The sequence below is a fragment of the Corynebacterium sp. PCR 32 genome (assembly GCF_037464985.1).
Taxonomy (GTDB): domain Bacteria; phylum Actinomycetota; class Actinomycetes; order Mycobacteriales; family Mycobacteriaceae; genus Corynebacterium; species Corynebacterium kroppenstedtii_D.
In genome coordinates this window covers 1-25,039 of the sequence record NZ_JBAHVL010000003.1, presented here as the reverse complement: position 1 = coordinate 25,039, position 25,039 = coordinate 1, and the positions used below count along the sequence as shown (strand labels likewise).

At 62.4% G+C, this 25,039-nt stretch carries 9 protein-coding genes and 1 pseudogene; all 10 read left to right on the top strand.

Translation table 11 applies throughout. The features are described 5' to 3' along the window. Complete coding sequence (locus V5S80_RS05140; protein ID WP_395169705.1) at positions 1 to 1,005, top strand: hypothetical protein; 1,005 nt, start codon at positions 1 to 3, stop codon at positions 1,003 to 1,005. Between the two features lie 411 nt (positions 1,006 to 1,416). Beyond that, a complete protein-coding gene (locus tag V5S80_RS05135; protein WP_395169704.1) occupies positions 1,417 to 14,976 on the top strand; it encodes an amino acid adenylation domain-containing protein in 13,560 nt (4,519 codons plus the stop codon). Further along, positions 14,973 to 17,381 carry a Gfo/Idh/MocA family oxidoreductase gene (locus V5S80_RS05130; RefSeq protein ID WP_395169703.1) on the top strand — a complete coding sequence of 803 codons (2,409 nt, stop codon included), beginning with the start codon at positions 14,973 to 14,975 and terminating at the stop codon, positions 17,379 to 17,381. The genes V5S80_RS05135 and V5S80_RS05130 overlap by 4 nt, the downstream gene beginning before the upstream one ends. Further along, positions 17,378 to 18,205: a thioesterase II family protein gene (locus tag V5S80_RS05125; protein ID WP_395169702.1), complete on the top strand. Its 828-nt coding sequence runs from the start codon at positions 17,378 to 17,380 to the stop codon at positions 18,203 to 18,205. Before V5S80_RS05130 ends, V5S80_RS05125 begins: the two co-directional genes overlap by 4 nt. Beyond that, entirely contained in the window at positions 18,202 to 20,142 is a 1,941-nt protein-coding gene (locus V5S80_RS05120) for an ABC transporter ATP-binding protein (protein WP_395169701.1), read from the top strand. Before V5S80_RS05125 ends, V5S80_RS05120 begins: the two co-directional genes overlap by 4 nt. Beyond that, entirely contained in the window at positions 20,139 to 21,896 is a 1,758-nt protein-coding gene (locus V5S80_RS05115; protein ID WP_395169700.1) for an ABC transporter ATP-binding protein, read from the top strand. Before V5S80_RS05120 ends, V5S80_RS05115 begins: the two co-directional genes overlap by 4 nt. An 82-nt stretch (positions 21,897 to 21,978) precedes the next feature. After that, positions 21,979 to 23,040, top strand: coding sequence for an ABC transporter substrate-binding protein (locus V5S80_RS05110; protein ID WP_395169699.1), 1,062 nt, complete (start codon positions 21,979 to 21,981; stop codon positions 23,038 to 23,040). 195 nt (positions 23,041 to 23,235) lie between these two features. After that, positions 23,236 to 23,769 carry a hypothetical protein gene (locus V5S80_RS05105; protein ID WP_395169698.1) on the top strand — a complete coding sequence of 178 codons (534 nt, stop codon included), beginning with the start codon at positions 23,236 to 23,238 and terminating at the stop codon, positions 23,767 to 23,769. Between the two features lie 69 nt (positions 23,770 to 23,838). Continuing rightward, positions 23,839 to 24,456: a hypothetical protein gene (locus tag V5S80_RS05100; RefSeq protein ID WP_395169697.1), complete on the top strand. Its 618-nt coding sequence runs from the start codon at positions 23,839 to 23,841 to the stop codon at positions 24,454 to 24,456. A gap of 73 nt (positions 24,457 to 24,529) precedes the next feature. Next, positions 24,530 to 25,039 (top strand): annotated as a pseudogene (locus tag V5S80_RS05095) (hypothetical protein); the annotation flags it as partial.

Sequence of the window (25,039 nt, the reverse complement as noted above, 5' to 3'; positions counted from 1 at the left end):
ATGAAAGGCACGTTTCTTCCGAGCCTCCGCAGGGCTCAATTTCTTGTCCTCTTCGGCGTATTAACCAGTATGCTCATTATCGCCCTGGCGATATCTGATGTGGGCTCGTGGGGGGAGAGTGCGTACCTTGTGCTCGCTGACCTACTCACCCGGGCTCCGCATATTTTAATCCCCTGGTGTGCTGGGGTTGGCGTTATGGTTGGACAGGCTCGCTGGCGCGCAGGTTTAGCACCGTGGGACACTGTCAGCGCATCCACCCGGCGCCGGACGCTGCTGCTCAGTGTGAAGTCATCGGTTGGTGCTGTTCTCGCAGCGGTATTTGGCACGACTGTCCTCCTGCTTGCTTATGCAATTTCAGGTGCACTCTACGACGGAGTTTCCCTGGGAGTCATTGGAGGAGAAATTGTTTCCGGCCTGTGGTACGGGATCCTATCCTCGTTTATTATCGTGTCTATTTTTACCGCGATAGGCGCATGGTTGGGCTGGAAATTCAAGGCGATGTGGATGACACCACTCGTGGTGATCGTGACATTCGTGTGTGCCATCGCTGGTATGGCCACCGAAATCTTACCTTTTCCTAATGACCGGACGGCCGGAATGAACACATCCGACCTAGTGTGCAAAGGAACTGGGCCCCGAATCTGTGCCGTCTCAGGAAACTCACCGTATCTTGATACCGCCCTTGTCACCGCCAAAGACTATTATGATCGATCACCAGTCGCGGCTGCTTTACCTCACACCATTCTCCTTGTTGATAACAGTGCTGGATTGGATTTTAAAAGATCCCCTTATTATGCGGTGGTTGATATTGCAACAAACCGAGGCTTCACTGCACCACCCGGGTTGAACCCGGATCGTTTTACGCAGCAGTTGGAATCCTCGATTGCCAACCACTGCCATGATTTCTTCAGTTCCGAAAATGATGAGATCATGGGCCTGCTTCATGACGGTGGGCCAGATGCAGCCCAGAAACTACAAAGCCTGAACAACTGTGGTGGTCAATAACTAGATTCGGTTATCCACCACACCGGGGTATGGGCACCGTGCCGTTTCCTGCGGGCAGTATTCCCAGCCCGGCGGTGAGCCTGCCCTGACCACGGCGCTGACATCATGAAACGGGCCCTTGGCTCAGAATAGATTTCTCATGAAGGGGTAAACGGGGGTACCTCAACCCTAAAAAATATATTGACTCCCGCACAAGTAAGGCTGCACTATAGATGAAAGAATGAGTTCAGAGCACTGAAAACTCCCATTCATAACAGTGTTCACTGGTGGTTTTTCCACCCACCCCATTGACTCACATGATGCATTGATGCTGGTCAATGCATCCAGTCGGAACAAGTGGGAAATGATTCTCGTTAGCAATAGTGGTATAGGTTGTCCCGGTAACTCATATCCACAACCCGGAGGCACACGGTGCAGTCACACCCCACCACATCCACCAGCCACACCCGTGAAACCCACAATGGACAGGGAACCCGCCCCCTCACCCGCACCCAACAGGCCTACCTCTCCGGCCGCGCCGACGGACAACTCTACGGCGGCGTCGACTGCCTCGCCCTCTTCGAATTCACCGGCACACCCATCGACCCCACCCGCATGCGCGCCGCCATCCACACACTCCGCCGCCACCCCGTCCTCCGCTCCACCATCATCGACGGCCACCACGTCGACCAAGGCCACCACGCCCAACCACCACTCACCATCACCGAAACCACCGGCACAGGAACCCACGACGACCTCACCACCTACCTAGCCAACCACCGCCGCGACATCCTCAGCCGCCACGCCAACCACACAACCGGCGAAGCCGGGTGGGTAGACATCCTCCACTGGCACACCACCGACGGCCACGACCTCGGCGTCCTCCACATCGGACTCTCCCTCGCCATCGCCGACCTCCTCGGCGCAGGAATCATCGTCCGCGAACTCGCCACCGCCTACCGCGCAACCACCCACACCACAAACGCGGACACCACCACCGGCCCCTGGATCACCTTCCCAGACATCACCACCCGCGAACATGACAACAAACCAACAACACCCACAACAGCAACGTCGACACCCACCGACAACCAACCACCACACCCAGACCCCCTCCCCGCAGGCCCAGACATCCCCCTCATCGGCACACCCCAACGAACCGTCACCCGCCACACCCGCCGCCTCGACCACACCGCCTGGGACGCCATCGGCACCGTCGCCACCACCATCGGAGCCACCCGCCCCGGCCTCCTCCTCGCCCTCTACCGCCACGCCCTCGCCCTCTGGTGCAACGACGACAACTTCACCATCATCATCCCAGGACTCGACGCCCGCCACACCCCCAACGACGTCCTCGACCGCACACGAACATGGGCCGTCCGCCCACCCTCAGCAACCGGAAAAACCCTCCGCGACGCCGCAACCGACGCCACCACCGAAATCCGCCACCGCATCCACATCGGCCTCGACTCCACCGAAGAAGTACGCAACCTCCTCCACCAAGGCGAAGGACACACCGGGATCCTCCCCTTCGTCCTCACCTGCGGTGGGGAAGACATGGTCCTCACCGCCGACGTAATCGACACCTTCGGCCCCCTCACAGCAAGCGGATCCATCACCCCACAAGTCCTCGCCGACATGCAATTCCTCAACGCCACCCCAGACGACGTCTACGTCGCCCTCGACATCCGCGACGGAGCCTTCCCCACACCCTTCGGACCACAACTCCTCGACACCGTCGCCGACGCCCTCGAACGCCTCGCCACACTAGGCCTAGACACAGACAACACCAACCACATAGGGGAGCAGCCCATCGACGACATCGTCCGCCTATCTAGCACCGTCACCCACCACCGCAACACCATCAACAACACCCCACCCGTCGACTCCGCCACCACCACACCCACCCTCCACGGCGCATGGCTCCGCCACGTCACCACCCAACCCGACGCCACCGCCATCATCGACCCCGCCCGAGAAACCACCCTCACCTACGCCACCCTCCACCAGGCAGCACAACGACTCGCCACCCACTACGCAGACGACGTCGCGCCAGGAGACCTCGTCCTCATCCAACTTCCCAAAGGCCGCGACCAAATCACCGCAGCCCTCGCCGTCCTCTACCTGGGCGCAGCCTACCTACCCATCACCATCGACGCCCCCGACAGCCGCGTCCGCACCATCACCGACACAGCACAACCAGCCGCCACCATCACCCACGTCGACCCCACCATCTACGACAACCACACCCCGAACGACACACCGCCGAACACCGCGACACTCCCACGCCCCGTCGACCCCGACGACCGCGCCTACGTCATCTTCACCTCCGGATCCACCGGCACACCCAAAGGCGTCGTCATGACCCACCGCGCCGCCACCAACACCATCGCCGCCATCAACGAACACCACAACATCGGACCCGACGACAGCATCCTCGCCGTCTCCTCACTCGACTTCGACCTCAGCGTCTACGACATCTTCGGAATGCTCAGCGCCGGAGGCACCATCGTCTGCATCACCGACGACGAACGACGCGACGCCTTCGCCTGGTGCGACCACATCCGCCACCACGCCATCACCATCTGGAACAGCGCCCCCGCCCTCGCCGACATGCTCACCGTCGCCGCCGACGGCGGACCACACCTACCACTACGACGCGTCCTCGTCTCCGGAGACTGGGTACCCCCCACACTGCCCGCCCGAATCCGCGCCATCACCACAGGCGACACACCAGACACATCAGGGGCACACGTCATCGCCCTGGGGGGCGCCACCGAAGGAGGAATCTGGTCAAACCACTACACCATCACCAACCCCGACGACCTCGACCCCACCTGGCCCTCCATACCCTACGGCCACCCCCTCCCAGGACAGGCCTACCGCGTCGTCAACCCCACCGGCCGGGACCTCCCCGACGGCGTCGTCGGAGAACTATGGATCGGCGGCGCAAGCCTAGCCACTGAATACCTCGGCAACAACGACCTCACCGCCGACCGCTTCATCACCGACACCAACGGCACCCGCTGGTACCGCACCGGCGACCACGGATACTGGGACCCCAACGGCCTCCTCTTCTTCGTCGGCCGACGAGACAACCAAGTAAAAATCCGAGGCCACCGCGTTGAACTCGGCGACGTCGAACACCACCTAACCTCCATCGACGGCATCGACGCCGCCATCGCCATACCCGCACCCGGACACACCGCACTCCGCGCACTCGTCACACTCGACAACCAAGCAAGTAGCGCCAACAACAGCGCCGGGACACCCACCCAGGCCAGCGACCCCCACCCCAACACCAACGCAGCAGAACACCACACAGACGCACACACACCAGCAATCACCGCTGACCACATCCGCGCCGCCCTCGCCACCACACTGCCCGAATTCATGATCCCCCGCGACATCACCATCGTCCCCCACATGCACCTCACCGCGAACGGAAAAATCGACCGCGCCTGGGCCGCCCGCTTCATGGATGGAAACCAGGCCACCACCACACCAATAGCCACCGAAAACACCACCGAACCCGCACCCGCACAAGACACCACTACACAAGAGCCACACACCACCGCAACAACCACCAACAACATATCCGCGGCCACCACCACAGCCGTGGCCACAACCTGGGCAGAAGCACTTAACATCCCCACCGAAGAACTCCACGACCTCACCGGCCACCACGACACCAACACAGCAAACTTCTTCGCATTAGGCGGGGACAGCATCAGCGCAACCACCGTGTGCTCACGCCTGCGAGCACAGGGCTACCGAGTCACCATCGCCGACCTATTCAGCAACCCCACCTTCCACCGATTCACCACCGCCGTCGACACCGCCGGACGAGACACCATGAACCACACCCCACCACACACCACCACCGACACAGACACCGACACCGGAGCTCCCTTCCCCCTCACACCACTTCAACGCGCCTACGCGCTCGGAACAGACGGCATCCGCGGCACCGTCCGCGCAGCAACCGCCTACTCAGCAATCCTCACCCTCCCACACGGCGAATACACACCTGACCAGGCTAGAAAAGCAGCCACAGAACTATCCACCCACTGGCCAGCACTCCGCATCATCCGAGACGGCGACGACACCCAACGCGTCGTCACCCCCCACGACGCCCTCCGCGTCACCGTCCTCGACCCCTCCACCAACCTTCACACCTATCTCTCGACCGCCACACCACAGGTCCCCCTGGAACTCGTCCTTCCCAGCAAACGCGCACACCACGTCGGCGTCCTCATCGACTACCTCGCCCTCGACGGCCGCAGCCTCGCCATCATCATCGGCGCTCTCACCGCCACACTGGCCGGGACAACACCCGACCTCCCATCACTGGCAGACCCATCGACCACAGCATTCGCCAACCACTGCCACGCCCTCACAGCAGGGGAGAAGCACCACCCTGAGACCCACCACACACCGGCACCCCAACCTCCCACCCTTCCCCTACGACCAGGCCACTCGCCAGTACTCGACGGCCCAACAGCGCCACTAGCAGCCTTCACCAGCATCCGAGCCCACATCCCCCTGGCCACACTCCAACACACCGCAACCAGGGCCGGTGCCACCACCTCAGCCGTCATCCTCGCCGCATACGGCTCCGTCCTCGCACAACAGTCACACCTCGACAACGTAGGCATCGTCGTCCCCCTCACACACCGGCCACACACCAACGACGGCCGCGACATCCTCGGAACCTTCTCCCGACTCGGCGTGTGCACCTGCCCAGCAACACCCGACCCCACCGCCACCAGCACCGCCCTCGCCACCATCCTCACCGAAGCCACCCCCACCACGACGACACCCAGCACCGACACAGAAACACCAGACCACACAGCAAGCGGAGTCCGAGCTGCCAGCGCAGGCCGCACCGGACGATACCCCGCCGTCTTCACCTCCGTCCTCGGCTACGACACCACCCTCGCCGCAGCCACCGACACAGCACAACCCCAATGGTCACTCACACGAACACCCGGAGTACTCATCGACTGCCAAGTGACCACCGCACACACCGACACCATCGAAGTCCGCTGGGACATGCCCACCGGCGTCCTGGACCACAACGCAATCAACCACATGTTCCACGACATGATTACCCAGCTCGGCGGCACCGTCCTCCCACACACCGACACCCCCAACGACAAACAATCCGCACCCGCAACCAAGACCCAACCCCGCCGTGGCACACCCGGAACCGTCTCCGACCTCCTCACAAACACCCTGAGCCACCTCGACGCCACCGGCGACAAAGCACACCAGGCCGGCACCTCCACCGACGATGACATCCTCCCATGGGCCCAACCCATCGTCGACGCCTGGCGACAATTCACCACCAGCGAACCACAGACAACCGGCCTCGCCGACGCACCCGTCACATGGTCCCCAGCCGACGCTCAACTCCTCGCCGACATTGTCCGCGGCCGCGCACGACGCTTCAGCATCCTCGACCACCCCGTCCTCGCACCACGCGCACTCGGAGCAGCAGAACCCACCGTCGCCCACGCACTTGCTGTCCTCAACGACCGCATCACCCACCGCAGCGACCGCGGCGACGACGTGGCCGTCGTCGAACTCGGCTACGGAATCCCCACCACCCACCAGCACCGAGCCCCGCACGACCCCGCTCCTGCGACCACCACCCACAGCTGGACCGTCATCGAACCCGACGACCTCATCGCAGACATCGCCACCGTCGACGGACGAACCTGCATCCCCGACGCCACCGCGCTGACAACCCCAGCAGACATCATCATCGCCTGCGGCACCCTCCACCGAGACCCACGCCTGCGCGCCGAACTCGATGCCGTGCCCATGGCCCCCGGCGCCGAAATACACCTCATCGAAGCAGAACAACCCACCGCAGCGACCCTCATTTCCGCCGCACTCATCAACCCCGCCGTCATCACAACCCTAGAACGAGATCACGGACCCAACGCTGCCAACGCCCGCGTGCACCACAACAATCACCCCAGCAACCATGCCGGGTTGCTCTCCTCTGACGAATGGGCGGCCCTCCTCACCAACAAAGGACTGCGCATCCGCTACCTCGACGTGGAAGACGGACACACCATCATCCTGCGCGCAACCACACCAGACACCCCAACCAACCCCAGCATGATCGACACGGCCACTGACACCACGACCGTCCCCACACTGACCACCAGAGCGGTTAGTGTCACCAGCACCGACAGCACCGACAGCACCGACAACCACCCCGACATCACAGCCATCCTCGCAGCAAGCTGGCGACGACACCTACCCGGACTCAACGACAACACTCACGACACAAGCGATGGCACCCATGACGAAAACGCTGCCACTACCGATGGGAACACCCCAGGACTACCCGATGACACCGACTTCTTCACAGCGGGCGGAGACTCCATCACCGCGACACGCGTCCTCGCCGACCTCCGAGAAACAGGCGTAACAGGCCTCCGCGCCGTCGACATCTTCAACAACCCCACGTTCGGAGAACTCCGCGACCTTGCTCACACAACCAGCACCGCACTATCTCCACACCCAGCATCATCGACACCACACTCACCAACCACACAAAACAAAGACGACAACACACACCCACTAACCCGAGTACAACAGGCCTACCTCGCAGGCCAAGACAGCGAACAACTCCTCGGCGGCGCACCAGCCCGATGCCTGTTCACCTTCCGTGCCCACCACCTCGACATCGACCGACTAGAAACAGCCGTCCGCACAGCCGTCCACCGACACCCCGCCCTCCGCACCATCATTACCGACGGCCCCGATGGCACACCCACCGCCACCATCCTCAGCCCTGACACCACGACCGGGCACCCCACAGGCATCTGGGCCATCACCACAGACGCCGAAGCCGACCTCCGCAACCACACACCCGACCCACACCGGGAAGGACCACTCGCCGTCCGCGTCTCCACCGACACAAAGAACACCACCACCATCGCCATCTCGATGAACAACCTCCTCCTCGACGGCACATCAATGATGCTCCTCATCAACGACATCGAGGACAACTACACCAACCCATCACCGCACCCAGACACCACCACCCACGATCCATCAGACACAACACTCCTCGCCACCTACCTGGCCGACCGCCCATGGCTCACCGACGCCACAGCACCCGTACCATGGCACGACCACATGCTCACCACCAATGAACTCACCACACGCCTCGACGCTGTACTCACCGAACTACCCCCCGCACCCCTCATCCCCGACCACACGACACTCGCACACCTCACAGACACCACCATGGCCCGAGTGAGCGCCACCATCGACGCCCACACATGGACCACCATCCGCGCACAACTAGCCACCCGCCACATCACCCCCGCCGCCGGTATCCTCGCCGCATTCGGCCGAGCACTCGCCGCCAACACCGGCGACGACAGCCTCACCATCAACCTCACCCGATTCGACCGCGACCTCTCCGTCCCCGGCATCGACCGCGCACTCGGCGACTTCACCAGCCTCAGCCTCGCCGCACTCCACCACCTCCGCGCCACCGACCACACCGCTGCACAACGCTCCGCACAGGAGGCACTCGCCAACGCCGACGACCCCGCCCACGACGCACTACGCCTCGCCGCCCGCGCCGTACACACCACCGGCAACCCCGCCGCTGGACTCTTCCCCGTCGTCTTCACCTGCGGCCTCGGCCTCACCGATACCACGTCACGGACACTGCGCGAACGCGCCTTCGGCACACAAATCGCAGCATCATCCACCACACCCCAAGTCGTCCTCGACCTCCAAGTCGCCGACGACCGCGACGGCCTACACCTCACCGCCGACCACCTCACCCACGCGGTATCTGCCGACCTCGCACACCGCATCATCGACCGAACCGTGACAGAGCTGACCACCACCGTCACCACGCCGACCACACCCACGGACACCACCCCTACAGAGAACACCGCGGCCATCCTCGCCGAGGTCTGGGCCGACGTACTCAACCTCACCCACGTCACCGACGACACCAACTTCTTCCGCGCCGGCGGAGACTCCCTCAGCGCCACACGATGCATCAGCACCCTCCGCGCACAAGGCATCGATGCCGCACTCCGGACACTCCTGACCACACCCACCTTCGGCGACTTCCGAGACACAGTCATCAGCGCACACAAGGAGACACCACCCCACACCCCGGCACCCACCCAAGAACACAACACCACCCCACAACCCCCACACACCCCCGCCACACCCCCCACCGAGGACCACACCTCGGACGACTGGTTCGACCTCACCGACGTCCAAGCCGGATACCTCATGGGCCGCACCACAATCTACGAGGACGGGGGAGTAGCGTGCCAGGGCTACAGCGAATTCACCCTCCCCATCGACCAGATGGACCCCATCTCAGCAGCCGACCCAGCCACCGCAGTACGCCGAGCATGGGAACGCGTCGTCAACGCACACGACATGCTGCGCGCACTCATTGACCGCGAAGGACGCCAAAGAATCGACCACACCGCCGACACACACCTCCGCGTCATCAACATCGCAGCCGGAGAAACCGGAACCGAGATCACCGCACCCGACCCCGACACCGCACGAACCATCGTCCGCAATGACCTGCGGGAACGAAATTTCCCCATCGGCAAAGCACCCATGGTCGAACTCGCACTCACCATCGGCGCCGGAGACCCCGTACTCCACCTCTCCGTCGACCTCATCGTGACCGACTACGTCGGAATCCGCTCCCTCATCCGCGACCTCGACTACTGCTTACGCCACCCATCACAGCCACTCGACCCCCCAGCGGCCACATTCCGTCACTGCCTCGAAGCACGCGCCCGGCATACCGCGACCCCCGCCGGCCGCGCCGCCCGCGAACGAGACACCCGCTGGTGGCACGACCGCCTCGACTCCCTACCACCATCCCTGACCTTCTCACCAGACCCCGATGCCGTATGCCTCGGCGGCACAACACGCCGCAGCCACCGCCTCGACGCGGCAGCGTGGCACGGCCTGTGCACCACCGCCACCCACCTCACCGTCACCCCATCCGGACTCGTTCTCGCGGCATTCGCCACCGCAGCACGCCGATACGCAGACATCGACCTGGGCGGCTACACACCCCACACACCATCGAACACCCCACACACCGACAACAGCCACACCACCGACTCCGCCCTGATCACAGTGACCACCGTCGACCGCACCCCCGTCGATGACAACGGCCCGTCGACAGCAGACATGGAGAGAATCGTCGGTGACTTCACATCCACCATCGTGCTCGACCTCCCACTTGGCAAAGACCTCCCCACGACCGCACAAACACTCCAGAGCAGACTCTTCGACGCCCTCGACCACCCCGCCTACCCAGGCGTGAAAGTCGTACGTGACCTCCGCCGCACCGGCGGTGACGACCGCGGACGCATCCCCGTCGTCTTCACATCCACCGTCGGAGTCGATGCTGTTGACCCACCACGCCTACTCCACCCAGTCCCCGGCACCGCCATCAGCAAAACCCCACAAGTCCTCCTCGACGTACAACTAACCCCCCACGGGGACGGCGTCAGCATGGACTGGGACTCCCGCGACGGCGGGTTCCACCCCGCCGTACTGGACGCACTCTTCGCCGACGTGAGCCGCATGCTCGACCACCTTGCACAAGGAATCATCGACGAACCCGCACTCCGCACCCCCGAACCAGTCGCACGAACCCGATCCATGGACGGCCGACTCCTCCACACCCGATTCCTCCGCGCAGCCCTCGATGACCCACACGCCCCAGCAGTCATTCACGGAGAACGCACCATATCCCGCGGAGACCTCTGCGCACAGGCAAGCGAGATCGCCGCACACCTCCCACCCGGGCACACCCCCGTCGCCATCGCCCTTCCACCCAGCCCCGAACAGATTGCCGCGCAAATCGCCGCGTTACTCACCGGCCGCGCCTTCGTTCCACTCGACCCCGAGTGGCCCACGCCCCGACGGCAGGCAGTAATAGACACCGTACAACAGGCATATGCGCAGGATGTTCCTCTTGTCGACCCCGCCACCCTGCGCATGGCCAGCCACCCCCTGACATCAGACGGCGAGACAACGACCCCCACCCGAGACCACGACAACCGATCCGCATGGCGCACCACCGTAGACCACGCCCTTGCGCACCCACCGGCGGACGATGACCTCGCCTATATCATCTTCACCTCCGGATCAACAGGCACCCCGAAAGGCGTCGCCGTGACACACCGCCAAGTATGCACAACGCTCGACGAAATGGAAGGACGCCTAGAACTCACCTCAGCCGACCGCGTACTGGCAGTATCCCGCCCCTCATTTGATCTCGCCGTGTTCAACGTCTTCGGAGTCCTAGGCGCTGGCGGCGCTGCGGTCCTGCCATCATGCGGAACAGTTCCAGACCCAGAGACCTGGTCACGAGACCTCCACCGACACGGCGTCACCATATGGAATTCCGTACCAGCACAACTCACCATTCTCCTTGATTACCTCGACGACGCACAGAAAGACGGCGTCTTCGGAGTCGAGCCACTACCACTGCGGGTCATCCTCGTCTCCGGCGACCGCGTACCCACCAACCAACCAGCCCGCGTGCGTACACTCGCACCCGGAGTCGTCATCGACGCCCTAGGCGGCGCGACGGAGGGATCCATCTGGTCCATTGTCCACCGCTGCACCCGGGACGACGACCCCACTGACGGCGCATCCCGCACGTCAATACCGTACGGTCGCGCACTCGGCCACCAGGCAGTATGGGTCCTCAACCGTGACGGCGGCCAAGCCGCCATCGGCCAGCGCGGCGACATCGTCATTGCTGGTGACGGAGTCGCCCACGGATACCTCGGCGACCCAGAACGTACGGCAGCCGCATTTGGCCGACACCAGGCCACAGGGGAGAGGTGCTACCGCACTGGTGACGTTGGCCGATACCTACCAGACGGGGAAATCGAGTTCTGTGGCCGCGCTGACGACAACCAAGTGAAAATACGGGGCCACCGCATCGAACTTGGCGACGTGGAGGCTGGACTCCGATCCATCGACGGCGTCGCCGACGCACTCGCCGCAGTCACAGGGGAAGGGGAGCGGCGTGAACTCGTCGCTGTCATCGTCCCTGAGACCACCAGTGACACCGTGTCAGACGACCAGACCACGACCACCAGCGCACTCACATCCACCGAGCGTGACATCGCCCCGTTAATAGACGCCATCATGGCGCGAAACCAGGCCGAAGCCCTCACCGACGCGCAAAGCCGCGACTTCCGCCGGATCCACAGCCTAGTAACAGAGGCAGCACTGGACGCCATGACCGCCCAAATCGCCCGCATCACCGAAGCTGACCCCACCACAACCGCCACACGGGACGACATCATTGCAGGCACAGGCGCCTACCATCACAGCGCACTGGTGAACAGATGGATCAACGAACTAGAACGTGTCGGGAGGATCCGCCTCATCGATGACCGCGTCTCTGTCGTCGACACCACCACCCTCACCGGTGACAACACCACAAGCACCCCCGACCACGACCAATGGTCAGAAATCTACCGACTCGACGAACGCGCAGGATACGGCCGACGCCAACTGGACTACGTGCACTCCTGTCTCACCGAGTTGCCAGGGCTCTTGGACGGCCGCGTCGATCCGCTCTCACTGCTATTCCCCGAAGGGGACATGGCCATCGCCCGCGCATCCTACGGGCAGAACCGCCTCTCCACCTACCTCAACCGAATGTGCGCATCCGCGATCACACATCACGCACGCACCCTCACTGCGGCCGGGCGGACCTGCCGAATCCTGGAAATCGGCGCCGGCGTGGGCGGAACAACCGCCGACGTCATCGCCGAACTACCCGACACCGGCGTGGACTATCTCTTCACCGACGTCTCCCGGTACTTCATCGACGCCGCCGCACACGAATGGCCCCAGGTGCGCACTGCACTATTCGACATCAACACTCCACCCGAAGAACAGGGAATACAACCCGGTTCGCTCGACGTCGTACTCTGCGCGAACGTATTGCACAACGCCCAGAATATTGACGACACCCTCCTCCAGATCGAACGCCTGCTCGCCCCCGGAGGATTGCTCGTCATCATCGACTCGACAGCCACCAACGCCCCACTCATGGCATCGATGGAATTCAAAGAAGGACTGGGCAATACGACAGACGCACGAGTCACCACGGGATCACCGTTCCTCACATTCACACAATGGCAGGACGCCATCTCTGCCTCCCCACTCGAATCCATCGCTGTGCTTCCCGAGCCGGGAACTGTGCTGGAACTCGGAGCGCAACACGTCTTCATTGTGCGCAAACCACAGCCTGCATCCACGGTGCTTGCTGGTAGAGGCCTTGACCTTGACCGTATCCGTGCCGACGCTATCGACGCCCTCCCCGTCCACATGAACCCCCGGCGCATACAGATTGTCGACACGCTACCCCTGACCACCAACGGAAAACGGGACCGCACCGCGGTGGCACGCCTCGTGACAACCGATACCCCTCCGACGACACCACAACCATCACAACCATCACAACCCACCGTGCCACCAGCAGCGACAACAGACCCCGTTATCGACGCATGGCGTGACGTCCTCGACCTCGACCCAACACAACCCGTACACGAAGACGCTAACTTCCACGACCTCGGCGGCGACAGCTTGCTCCTCGCGCGATGCATCGGCCAGATGCGCCGCGCCACCCACCGCGACGACCTCCCCAGCTGGGATGAAACGCTACGCGCCATCGTCGCCAATCCCACCGTTGACGGCTGCCGGCGTGCCCTTGGACTCACAACCCCACCGGAAGAAACCCCACAGGCAGAGAACTCACCGGGTAGGGGACAGGCCACACCAACCCCCGCCCCGAGCACCGGGCCGACCGTAACCCTGGTCGACACCACACCACCCTCACCCTCCGGCACAATCACACGACCAGCCAACGGCCCACGCCTCACCCCACTCCTACCACCACCAGGCGACGAACACGACTCCCAAACCACCACAGGGGAGGGCAGTGGCATCCACGATCTCACCGTGATGGTGCACGATGGCTCCGGCGGCACCGGCCCCTACACCGCGCTCCTCCCCGAACTGGCCGCGCGCAACGTCGGACCAGTCGTGGGCATAGAACGCTCAGCCGGTGACAATTACCTCACCACCCCGCCCGAGGAGTTATTCCACGACCTCATCGAGCGCTACACCCTGAGCATCCTTGAGACAGGAGCGCACCGCGTCCACGTCGTCGGGTACTGCATGGGCGGCCTCCTCGCCGCCGGCATTGCCGACCGCCTCGCCGCATGCGGAGTGGACACCTCCGCCACAGTGCTGAGCTCCTACCGCATCCCTTTCACCGTGCACGATGAAACCATCCTGGACTTCTCCTTCGCCCGCCTCCTGGGAAGCACCCCCCAAGACATGGGGATCGACCTCAACGAAGAGGCCCTTGGCCGCGCACTACGCGCAGCCCGTCACGATGGGCACGATGACATCACAACCGAAGTTCTCCACCACTACGCCGATGAGAACCTCCGTGCACAACTCACCGACGTGCCCCCAACATCCGCCGACCGCATCGACCACTTCCTCCACACCGACGCCGGAGCACCATGGTCGCGGGACACCCTCGACGCCCTGCGTGAGGTGTACCTGCACAGCCTCGCCGCAGTCGCAGCCTGGGCCGAACCGCCAATCACCGCCCCTGTCACCTTCCTCCGGCAACGCGACCCGCTGTCCTTCCTTCCCGACCTCGGTGACGACATGACCGCCTTCTGGGCCGACACATGCCGCGGCGGCCTTGACATCATCGATGTCGATGGCGACCACTTCACCTGCCTCGACACCGCACACGCCCCAGCCGTAGCAGACCTGGTGGCCTCCCAATCCCCATGGTCCCCTGGCCACTCACCAATGACACGGACACCAACGCCGCCAGCGCACACACCACACCCGGCGGATAACCCCACGTCGAAAACTGGCACAGACCCGAAGGGAAAACGGTGACACACTCAACCACAGCACGGACAGTGGCAGCCACGACAGCGGCGACGACCCCACCACGGCGAACAGTACTCGTCAGCGGCGCAACCGGGGCAGTGGGCTCCGCAGCAGCAGCACGCCTACTCCAGGTTCTCGGTGACGGCGACCGGGTCATACTCCTCGGCCGCAACGCCACCCGACTCGACGACACCGCCACCGCACTCATTAGCAGTAAACCTGACCCCACACCAGGAGCAACCACCGGCGACCCCATCGTCGACACAGCAGTACTCACCCTCACCACCACACCCGACACCAACGACAATGACACCGCACACACCGCATCCCACCTAGCCACGCAACTCGCCACCGCACTCGGCACCCCAGAGGACACAGCGACATCCACTGTCCTCATCAATGCAGTCGGCCCCTCATCCACCGTAACCGGCCCCCTGGCCACAGCAGCACTACACCTCGGCATGCACGTCGTCGACCCCGGCGGATCCGAACGACTCATCACCGAACTCGACGACCTCGCACACCACACCCAGCGAACTGTCCTTCTCGGCGCCGGCGTCCAACCAGGCTTGACCGGGGCAATGCTCACCGCAGCACTACGCCTCGTCACAGATCCGACACGCGCGACCGCTGAAATCGCCGTCGGCGGCCGCCAACCCCTCACTGCCGCCACCCTCCGCGAATACATGGATTCCCTCTCCGCCGATGGCGGCTGGCCAGGAGCGATATGGCACGAAGGAACCATCATCAAAAACGCGGGCTCCCCACTCGGCGACAGCTACGCACCAGCAGGATGGAACACCCCCGACACAGCCTCACTCAGTGTGCATCTCGACGAAGAATATGTAGACCTCGCCCGCGCACATGACATCGCCTCACTGCGCGGCATTAACGTCATGGACGCCCCTCACACAGTCCGGGAACTCCACCGCGTCATCGCCGGGGAAGCAACAATCGACGACGTCGCCGCCGCCTCAGAACACGAAACCACCACCGACACCGACCGATACTTCCGCATCGCAGTCCGCATTGACTCCCACATCCCCACACCACCAACCACACCCCAGACACCACCAACCACACCCCAGACACCACCAACCTCCACCGAGACCATCACCGCCAACTACAGATGCACAGACTCCTACCGCGTCACCGGTGACCTCGCCGTTGACGCCGCACTCACACTCCTCGCCGGCAACGAACCCACAGGGGCCCGCTGGGCATACACCAGCAAAGCCGCACACCAATGGACCACCAGCAACAACAACACCATCGGCGTGACCATCACCTATGACCTCACCACCGACCCCACCGACACCCCACCCCGGGGCGCCATCGTCATCGGCGCAGGCTTCGGAGCCCGCTACGCACACGCACTCACACAACCCGGCTCACCAGCACCACTCACCGCACTCGTCGGCACCGGCGGACACACAGGCCGACAACTCGCCCGCGACCTAGGAGTGCGCTACCTCACGACCACCTCACCCACCGACACCACCGACCTCCCACACATCCCCGAATTCCCCACGAACACAGCGGCAGCCATCGTCGCAGTACGCAGCGGAATGATCGGCGGACAAGGCGACGACCTCGCCGCCAGCCTCCTCCGCGCCGGGATTCCCGTCCTTCAAGAATTACCGGTAGACCCAGAGACCGTCACCACGCTCACCTCCCTCGCCCGCACCCACGGCACCACGTATCGAGTCACCGGCTTCTACGAACACCTGGGCCCCGGGCGCGCATTCATCAACGCCGTGCACTCCCTCGCACGACGCTCAACAATCACCCACGTTCTCCTCCGCACCAGCCATCAGGTCCTCGACCGAGCAGCCATACTCCTCGCCGAAGCACTCGGCGCTGTCCCACTCGGAGACGTCCGTATCCTCCCGGGTGCCGGACCAGGCAGGTGGTTCATCTCTGGAATGTGGGGTCGCGTCCCCGTCGACGTCGTGGTCGATCACCGCATGGATCCACGTGACCCTGACAACCACGCACAACCGGTCGCCTCCGCCGTCGTCGAGACCGCTGACGGTGAACTCACGTGGGACGGTGTAGGCAGCCTTCCACGCTGGTCACAACGCCCACACGTCGTCGACGGGGCCCTCACCGACCCCGACGGCGCCGTCTCACAAACGTGGGGTCACAGCATCACACCATCTGACCTCCCATCCACCTGGGGTGCAGTTGCCGAGACCGCATGGCCGGAAGGCATTCACCGCGCCGTCGCTGGTCTCATCGCCGAAGCCACCGGCACCGACACCACCACGACCACCACCCGCCACCATCAACGCACCCAACTCGTCCTGCGGTGGTGGCTGCGGGTCTCCTCCGCCCTCCCCGCCCCCGTCGACATCCAGTCCACACCACCAGTACGAATGAACCCGCCAGGGGAGGGAACACCATCGTGACACCCCCGACGACCACCCACCGCCTCCTTGTCCCCACCCCTGGAACAACCACCGCACCCACCACGACCACCCACCACCCGACCATCGTCGTCTTCCCCCACGCAGGGGGAAGCCCACGCCAATACGCATCGTGGGCACAAACAGCAGGGGACCGGGCCCGAGTACTAGGCGTCACTTACCCCGGCCGTGACCACAGACTCGGCGAACCCCACCCTGCACGAATGCAGGACCTTGCCGACGACATTGCCGCAGCACTCGCCACCGAATTCCCATCCACAGACCACCCAGATTCCCCACCCATCATCCTCGCCGGACACTCACTCGGAGCGATACTTGCCTACGAAACCCTCCTCGCATGGCAACACACAGGCGGGGGACTAGGAGTACTACTCGTCATCAGTGGACAAACCTCACCACACTATGCAGGTGGCGGAACAGTACACCTCGCCGCGGACCAGCACATTATCGAGGAAGTATCCCGGAGCGGCCCAGAAACCGCCCGCGCCCTCGCTGACCCCGAGCTGGCCGCACTGTACCTCCCAGCGATCCGTGAAGACTACCGCCTCATCGAGACCTACTCCCCACACCCGCGGGTATCAGGCTGGACTTCGTCGACAATCGTTATTGCCAAAGGGTACGGTGATAAAGAACTGAGTGCCGTTTCCACTACAGGATGGCGACATCTATCCCCGGACGTCATCGGGCCCGTCACCGTACCCGGGGATCACATGCACCACATCCGTCGCCCGGAACTGGCACAGCTGTGCTGTGGCGGGCTTCTCCGCGATGCCGCCCGCACCCCGCAGAGAAAGGCACGATCGTGACCGAACATGCCCAACCACACACACCAGACCACCCCGACCCCACCACCCGGGACACCCCACCTGTCAAGACACCCGGCGCCTCATCACACCCCCGCGCCACACTCCGCATCCTCCGGCCAGTGCTGCCCTCACTCACCGCAGGTATCATCCTCCAAATACTCGGATCGGCAGCCACTGTGATCACCTACGTGGCCCTCGTCTCCCTCGCTGAACACCTCCTCCGGGGAGACACCACAGTCACCACCCCACTCCTATGGTTCCTCACCGGACTCGGATTCAACGCCCTCCTCAGCGCACTCGCCCTCCTCATCACCCACTTTGCCGACGTCGAACTCCAAGCCCACCTGCGCCACACACTCGCGGCGACACTATCGCGCCTACCCCTCGGCTGGTTCGACGACCGCTCCTCCGGGCGAGTACGCCAAGCCATCCACAACGACGTCGACGCCCTCCACCAACTCGTCGCCCACACCGTCGTCGACATCGTCGCCGGCGCACTCACCCCACTGGTGGGCATCATCGTCTGCTTCACCCTCGACTGGCGACTCGGACTCATCACCCTCCTCCCCGGCGCCCTCTACGCCATCACGTTCAGCCTGTTAGCCAGCGGCTCCAACCGCGACGTCATGGACCGCATCCACGAGGGACTAGCCGGCGTCTCCGACGCCGTCGTCGACTACGTCAACGGCATCGCCGTCCTCAAAATCTTCAACCACGGAGACGACGAATCCCGCCGATTCACCGAACGCTCAGACACCTTCCTACGGAACTTCGCAGCCATGGTAGCGCCACAAATGCGGGCACAATCCATCGCCATCGTCTTCCTCTCCGCAGCATTCGCCGGCGCCAGCGAACTCACCCTCGGAGCATGGTTCGTCCACGCCGGCTGGACCCGCCCCGCCGACCTCCTCGTCACCACCATCATCGCCATGCTCCTCCCCGCCAGCCTCCACACACTCGCACTCGGAAACCAAGCACGCACCCACGCCATCGACGCCGCCACACGCATCATCGACATCCTCGACGAACCCGAACTCCCCATCACCACCACACCACACCACCCCCACCCAGAGAACACCGACAGCAGCCCAGAACCACACACACAAACGACCAGAACCACCCCGCGCTACAGCATCGCACTGCGCGACGTCACCTTCTCCTACGGCACCACCACCCCCGCCGTGAACAACGTCACCGCCGACATCCCCGCCGGCGGCGTCACCGCACTCGTTGGCCCCTCGGGCTCCGGAAAAACCACTCTCGCCGCCCTCATCGCCCGATTCCGCGACACCGACACTGGAGTGGTCTCCGTCGGCGGGGTTGACGTCCGCCACATCGACCCCGACGTCCTCCGCCGCACCGTCGGCACTGTCTTCCAAGACACCGTCTTGTTGTCCCTCTCCATCATCGACAATATTCGACTGGGATCACCAGAAGCCACAGACGAACAGGTCATCGACGCCGCCCGTGCAGCAAATATCCACGATCGCATCCTCACCCTGCCCCGCGGCTATGACTCGGTCATCGGCGACGACGCCCGCCTCTCCGGTGGCGAAGCACAACGCATTGGCATTGCCCGCGCACTCCTCGCCGACACACCCATCCTCATCCTCGACGAAGCCACCTCCGCGACAGACCCCGAATCTGAAACCGCAGTCCAAGAGGGCCTCACGCGACTCACACGCGGACGCACCGTCGTCGTCATTGCTCACCGCTTGACCACCATCGCCGACGCTGACCGCATCCTCGTCATGAACAAAGGCGCCGTCGTGGAATCAGGAACCCACACCGAACTCCTGGCCCACGGTGGCCTCTACGCCCGCATGTGGGACGACATGGAACACACCACCGACCACGCCACTGGCCGCGCCCACCGTGGCACCAGACAGGCCACCGAGACGACCACCCACACCAGCGAACAGGAGGCCACCCGGTGATCCGCTCACTCCTCGCCCTCACCGACGGCCAGGACACCCGGCGGATGCGCCGCGTCCTCGCCCTCGCCATCGCCGCGGGAATCACACAGGGCATTGCCGTCGTGCTCATGGTCCCTGTTCTCACTGCACTCTTCCATGCTGATTGGCACGCGATGAACCAGCAGCTCATCGTCCTCGCCGTGGCCGTCGTTGTTCACTCGGTCATGATGGCTGTGGCGACGAACGCGGGATTTACCGGCTCCCTTGGCGTCATCCGATCCATGCACCGTGGCCTCGGGAGGACGCTTCTTCGCCTGCCTTTGAGCTGGTTCGGGCATGAATCTCAAGGTCGCGCATCCCACTCTGCTGTCCGCGGAACACTCTTCGTTGCCACCGCAGCGATGGACGTTCTTGTTCCCCTCACTGTCAACATCACCGCCCCAGCAACCATCGCTGTGGGCGCAGTGCTGCTGGATTGGCGGATCGGCCTGGCACTTGTTGTCTCCGGTCCGATCATCTATGTGTCTTCACGGGTCGCGTCCCGGTGGGAATCTGCCGGTGAAGAGCGTGTCCGTGACGTTCGCGCGGACACGGATGCACGCCTCCTTGAATTCGGCCGTGCCCAGCACGTCCTGCGCTCCGCGGGTATCGCTTCCACCTACCCGCCACTGCACCAGGCTATTGACCGGCAGCGGGCTCTAGCCCGTCGAGCGCTCTGGTTGTCTGTCGGCGGAATGGTTCTCCAAGGCTTCGTCATCCAGTCCATCCTCGGCGCTGTCGCGGCACTCGCCGTATGGGCTGTCGCTGGAGGCAACGGTGACCCGGTCACCGCGGTGGCCCTTATCGGCCTGGTCACGCTCGCCGCCGGGCCACTTCGGATCGTCTCTTCCATGTCCACTGCTTTGCACCAGTCGAAAGAAGAAATCGACGATGTCCGAGCGCTCCTCAACACACCCGGCTTGCCTGAACCCGATGTGCCCACACCGTTCCCCGCACGTGCTGATATTCGCCTTCGTGATGTTCACTTCAGTTACGGTGACAGTTCCACGAGGCATACTGTGCTCGATGGGGTGAGTTTTACCGTCCCCGACCGTTCATACACCGCACTTGTTGGCCCGTCTGGCTCAGGTAAGACAACCATTGTTCGGCTCATTGCTCGCCTGTGGGATGTCGAATCCGGAGCTGTCGAGATTGGTGGTGTTGACCTGCGGACCATCACCACCGCCGACCTGTATGGCCATGTCTCCATGATCTTCCAGGATGTTTACCTTTTCGACGACACCCTCTGGGCCAATATCGCCCTCGGCGACCCCTCGGCATCCCCTGAAGCTATCCGCGCTGCTGCCCAACGTGCGCATGTTGCAGAGATTGCCGATCGTCTTCCCGATGGCTGGGACACCCGCGTTGGCGAAGGAGGAAGCCTTCTGTCTGGTGGGGAACGTCAGCGTGTATCCATTGCTCGTGCGCTGCTCCGCCACGCTCCACTTGTCCTTTGTGATGAACCCAGCAGCGCCCTTGACCCCACTACGCGCCGCGCTGTCACCGAGGCTCTTGCGGATCTCTCACGCGATGCGACCGTCATGGTTGTTGCTCACCAGTTAGAAACCATCCGCAACGCTGACCAGATTCTTCTTCTCGATGGTGGACGTATTGTCGCCCAGGGAACCCACGAGGACCTCGCCCGCACAGATGATCGTTACCGCGCGTTCTGGTCTCTCCGGTCAGCTGCAGGCCGGTGGAACCTTGCGGCTGACCGGAGGGATCATGCGCGTTGATGCTTTCGAGGGGAGGCCCGGTGGGGTGGGATGCCCTGGAGATGAAAAATGAGGTGAACCTTACTGTGCTATGTTTGCCGGCATGAACACGAGCCGGACACGGTCCTTCTTCCATCGCGCGGCTGTACTCGTCCCACGGGGAATAACACACCCAACGGGGCGGACAGGAAGTATGCCTCGCGTCGTATTGTCACTTGTCCTCACCTCCGCCTTGAGCCTGGGGATGGTGGCGTGTGGTTCCGACAAGCCTTCACCGCCGACCTCACACGCAGGTGGCTCCTCAACGAGCCCCGACACGTTCGGCACAGACGCGAACGAGGGCCAGTGGCCACGCACTATCCGCCATGCCCGAGGGGAAACCACTGTTCGTCACCGGCCGGAACGCGTCGTCGTCATTGATGGTGGGGAACTCGATGTTGCACTGGCCTATGGTGTGACACCGGTTGGCATCGTTACGTCCAGCGGCGGTGATATTCCTTCGTATCTGGCTGACCGCATGGGCGCTATCACGACGGCAGGTACGTGGAAAGAACCCAATCTTGAGAAGATCGCATCCTTGCGGCCGGACCTTATTATTGGCAGCGCGTTGCGCGTGGGTGAACTCTACGATCGGCTTGCGCAGATTGCGCCCACGGTGCTCTCCACCCGGCCTGGTGTGGCGTGGAAGGATGATGCTCATCTCTTCGCCCAGGCTATGGGGCGTGAGAAAGAATACAAGCAGGTTATCGGCCGATATGATGATCGTGTTGCCGCGTTGCGCGGGCGGATTCCCGTTGGTGAGACTGTTTCCCTTGTCCGTTTCATGGGTAAAGAGATACGTCTGTATGCCAATGGAAGCTTCCCTGGTGTGATCCTTAAGGATCTCGGAGTGACGCGACCGGCACAAGAGAATGTGCCTGCCCTGAAGGTCAACCTTTCTGATGAGAATATCGATAAGGTCAGTGGGGATCGCGTTCTCTACAGCGGCTATGGTGACCCGGGTAATGCGCAGCTGCGGAAAGTTGTCGATGGGCCCTTGTGGGGTCGCGTGCCGGCAGTGGGGAAGGGGCGTGCGGAGAAAGTGTCTGACGACACCTGGTTCCTCGGTCTCGGACCCCTTGGGGCGAACCGAGTGCTCGACGATGTGGAGCAGCTGTATAAGTAACCCTGTTCACATCCGCAGGCGGTTAGCTGCCTGGGGAGGATGAGACCGGGGGCCCAGGGTGTATATGTGGGGGTCGCCTGGTGGGGGAAGCGTCAGGCACAACAGGGGGTTCCAGTGAGAGCAGGGAGTGCGTGGTTGTTTTCGATAGCCATGGTTATGGGCCTAGTGGCGGGGTGTCACCACGGTGGTGAGGGTGTGAAGGATGTTTCGACCTCTGGGTCTGCTACGGGGGCGAGGGCATCGCAGAGTCCTGATGATCTGCCCCTGTGGGAGCAGCCTGAGCTGCTTGCTAAGTACCCGGTGCGGGCGAAGAAAAACCCGGACGGGTCTTATGACTACTCCGACCCCAAATTTGAAAACGCCGACCTTTGTAAAGACCTTCCACCACACTACTGGGAAAAAAGAGGATATATGGTTGACAATTCTGTGAATTCTAAGTTGGCTGGCCTCAAAGACTGCTGGTTGGATGATGGTAGTGAAAATTTTTCTACAGCTATTGCCATTGCGACTGATAAAAAGAAGAGAAAAGATGTTGTTGGCCGGCTTTTTAAGCAGTATCGGCCGGGGCGATTTGACCAGATAGGGAATAATTTCGGTTTTCCTACCTGCATTGCTTATATGGAATCCAGCATCGGGCGAGTTGGCTTTTCTTATACGGATATGAGCCAACAAGCATCTGAAGGACAACTGTGTCACAAGGCGCGTGAGAATCTAGAGAAAGTGAGCTAGTGGGGCAGGTTCTTTCTCGTAGGTGTCTGCGTGTGTGATTGTGTGTCGACGGGGAGATGTGGGGTTGTAATGAGGGGTTTTGTTCATGTTGTGTCGGTTGTTGTGGTGGTGGGTGTGTTGGCGGGGTGTCACCATGGCGGTGGTGATAGTGCACACAGCACCTCAGCATCTGGGTCTGCTACGGGGGCGGGTGCATCGCGGAGTCCTGATGGCCTGCCACTGTGGGAGCAGCCTGAGCTGCTTGCTAAGTACCCGGTGCGGGCGAAGAAAAACCCGGACGGATCCTATGACTACTCCGACCCCAAATTTGAAAACGCCGATCTTTGTAAAGACCTTCCACCACACTACTGGGAAAAAAGAGGATATCGGATAGAAGGATCAAAAAATATCGAGAGTGCAACCCTCAAAGACTGCTGGTTATCTGACCACGCAAGAGATCTTTCTAAAGCTATATCAATCGGAACTGATAAAAATGAGAAGAGAAAGGTTGGAGGTTCACTATTTAAACAGTATCACCCTGGCCGATTCGATAAGATTATTAAAGGGTATTCACCAACGGGATGTATAGCATTTATTGAGACCCCAATAGGTCGAATTGGTTTTGGATATATGGATGACGAAGAGAAAATGTCTGAAGCTCAGTTATGTGAAAAAGCACGTGAGAACCTAAAGAAAGTGAGCAAATAAAATGAGTATTACTATCGACCCCTGTGAGCTTGACCGAGCCATCAAAATACTGCGGCACAGTGTAAATCAGGGAATGCAGCAGAGTTTCACGAGTGCAAAACCACTTAGTGGTGAGTTTACTGAGGAGCCTGGGTTGCGGGAGTTGGGGCGGCAGCATGCTCTGGTGATTAACGGTGGGGTCGGCAGTGCAGTGGCCACCCTTAAAGCCCTTCGGAAACGAGTGCGGTGGTTGGCTGAAGGTACCACAGCAATGCGAGGCGCGTTCGCCGGCCAAGACAATGCCTCAGCAGCCGCGCTATGCGGACAACAAACCTTTGACACACCCACCTCGTTTACGTTCCCCACCGCCCCTGAAGGCGGATTCGACCCGTTTGATTTCATCGCCCCCGCTCATGGTGATAGTGATGATCCCGAAGCGGTGCTTGCCCTACTTGATGCTGGGGATGATGGGCATATCCATGAGCTTGCTGATTATTGGCATAACCTTGCGAGCACCCTCAATGAGATGGTTGGTGAGTTGGGTCGTGCGCGTGCCTGTATTGAGGCTAATTCTGGGCAGGCGGCTGTGGGGGCGGCGGAGTGT

Coding starts and splice junctions, on each gene's coding strand:
- V5S80_RS05100 (WP_395169697.1), top strand. CDS start 23,839: ATGAGGGGTTTTGTTCATGTTGTGTCGGTTGTTGTGGTGGTGGGTGTG.
- V5S80_RS05110 (WP_395169699.1), top strand. CDS start 21,979: ATGAACACGAGCCGGACACGGTCCTTCTTCCATCGCGCGGCTGTACTC.
- V5S80_RS05140 (WP_395169705.1), top strand. CDS start 1: ATGAAAGGCACGTTTCTTCCGAGCCTCCGCAGGGCTCAATTTCTTGTC.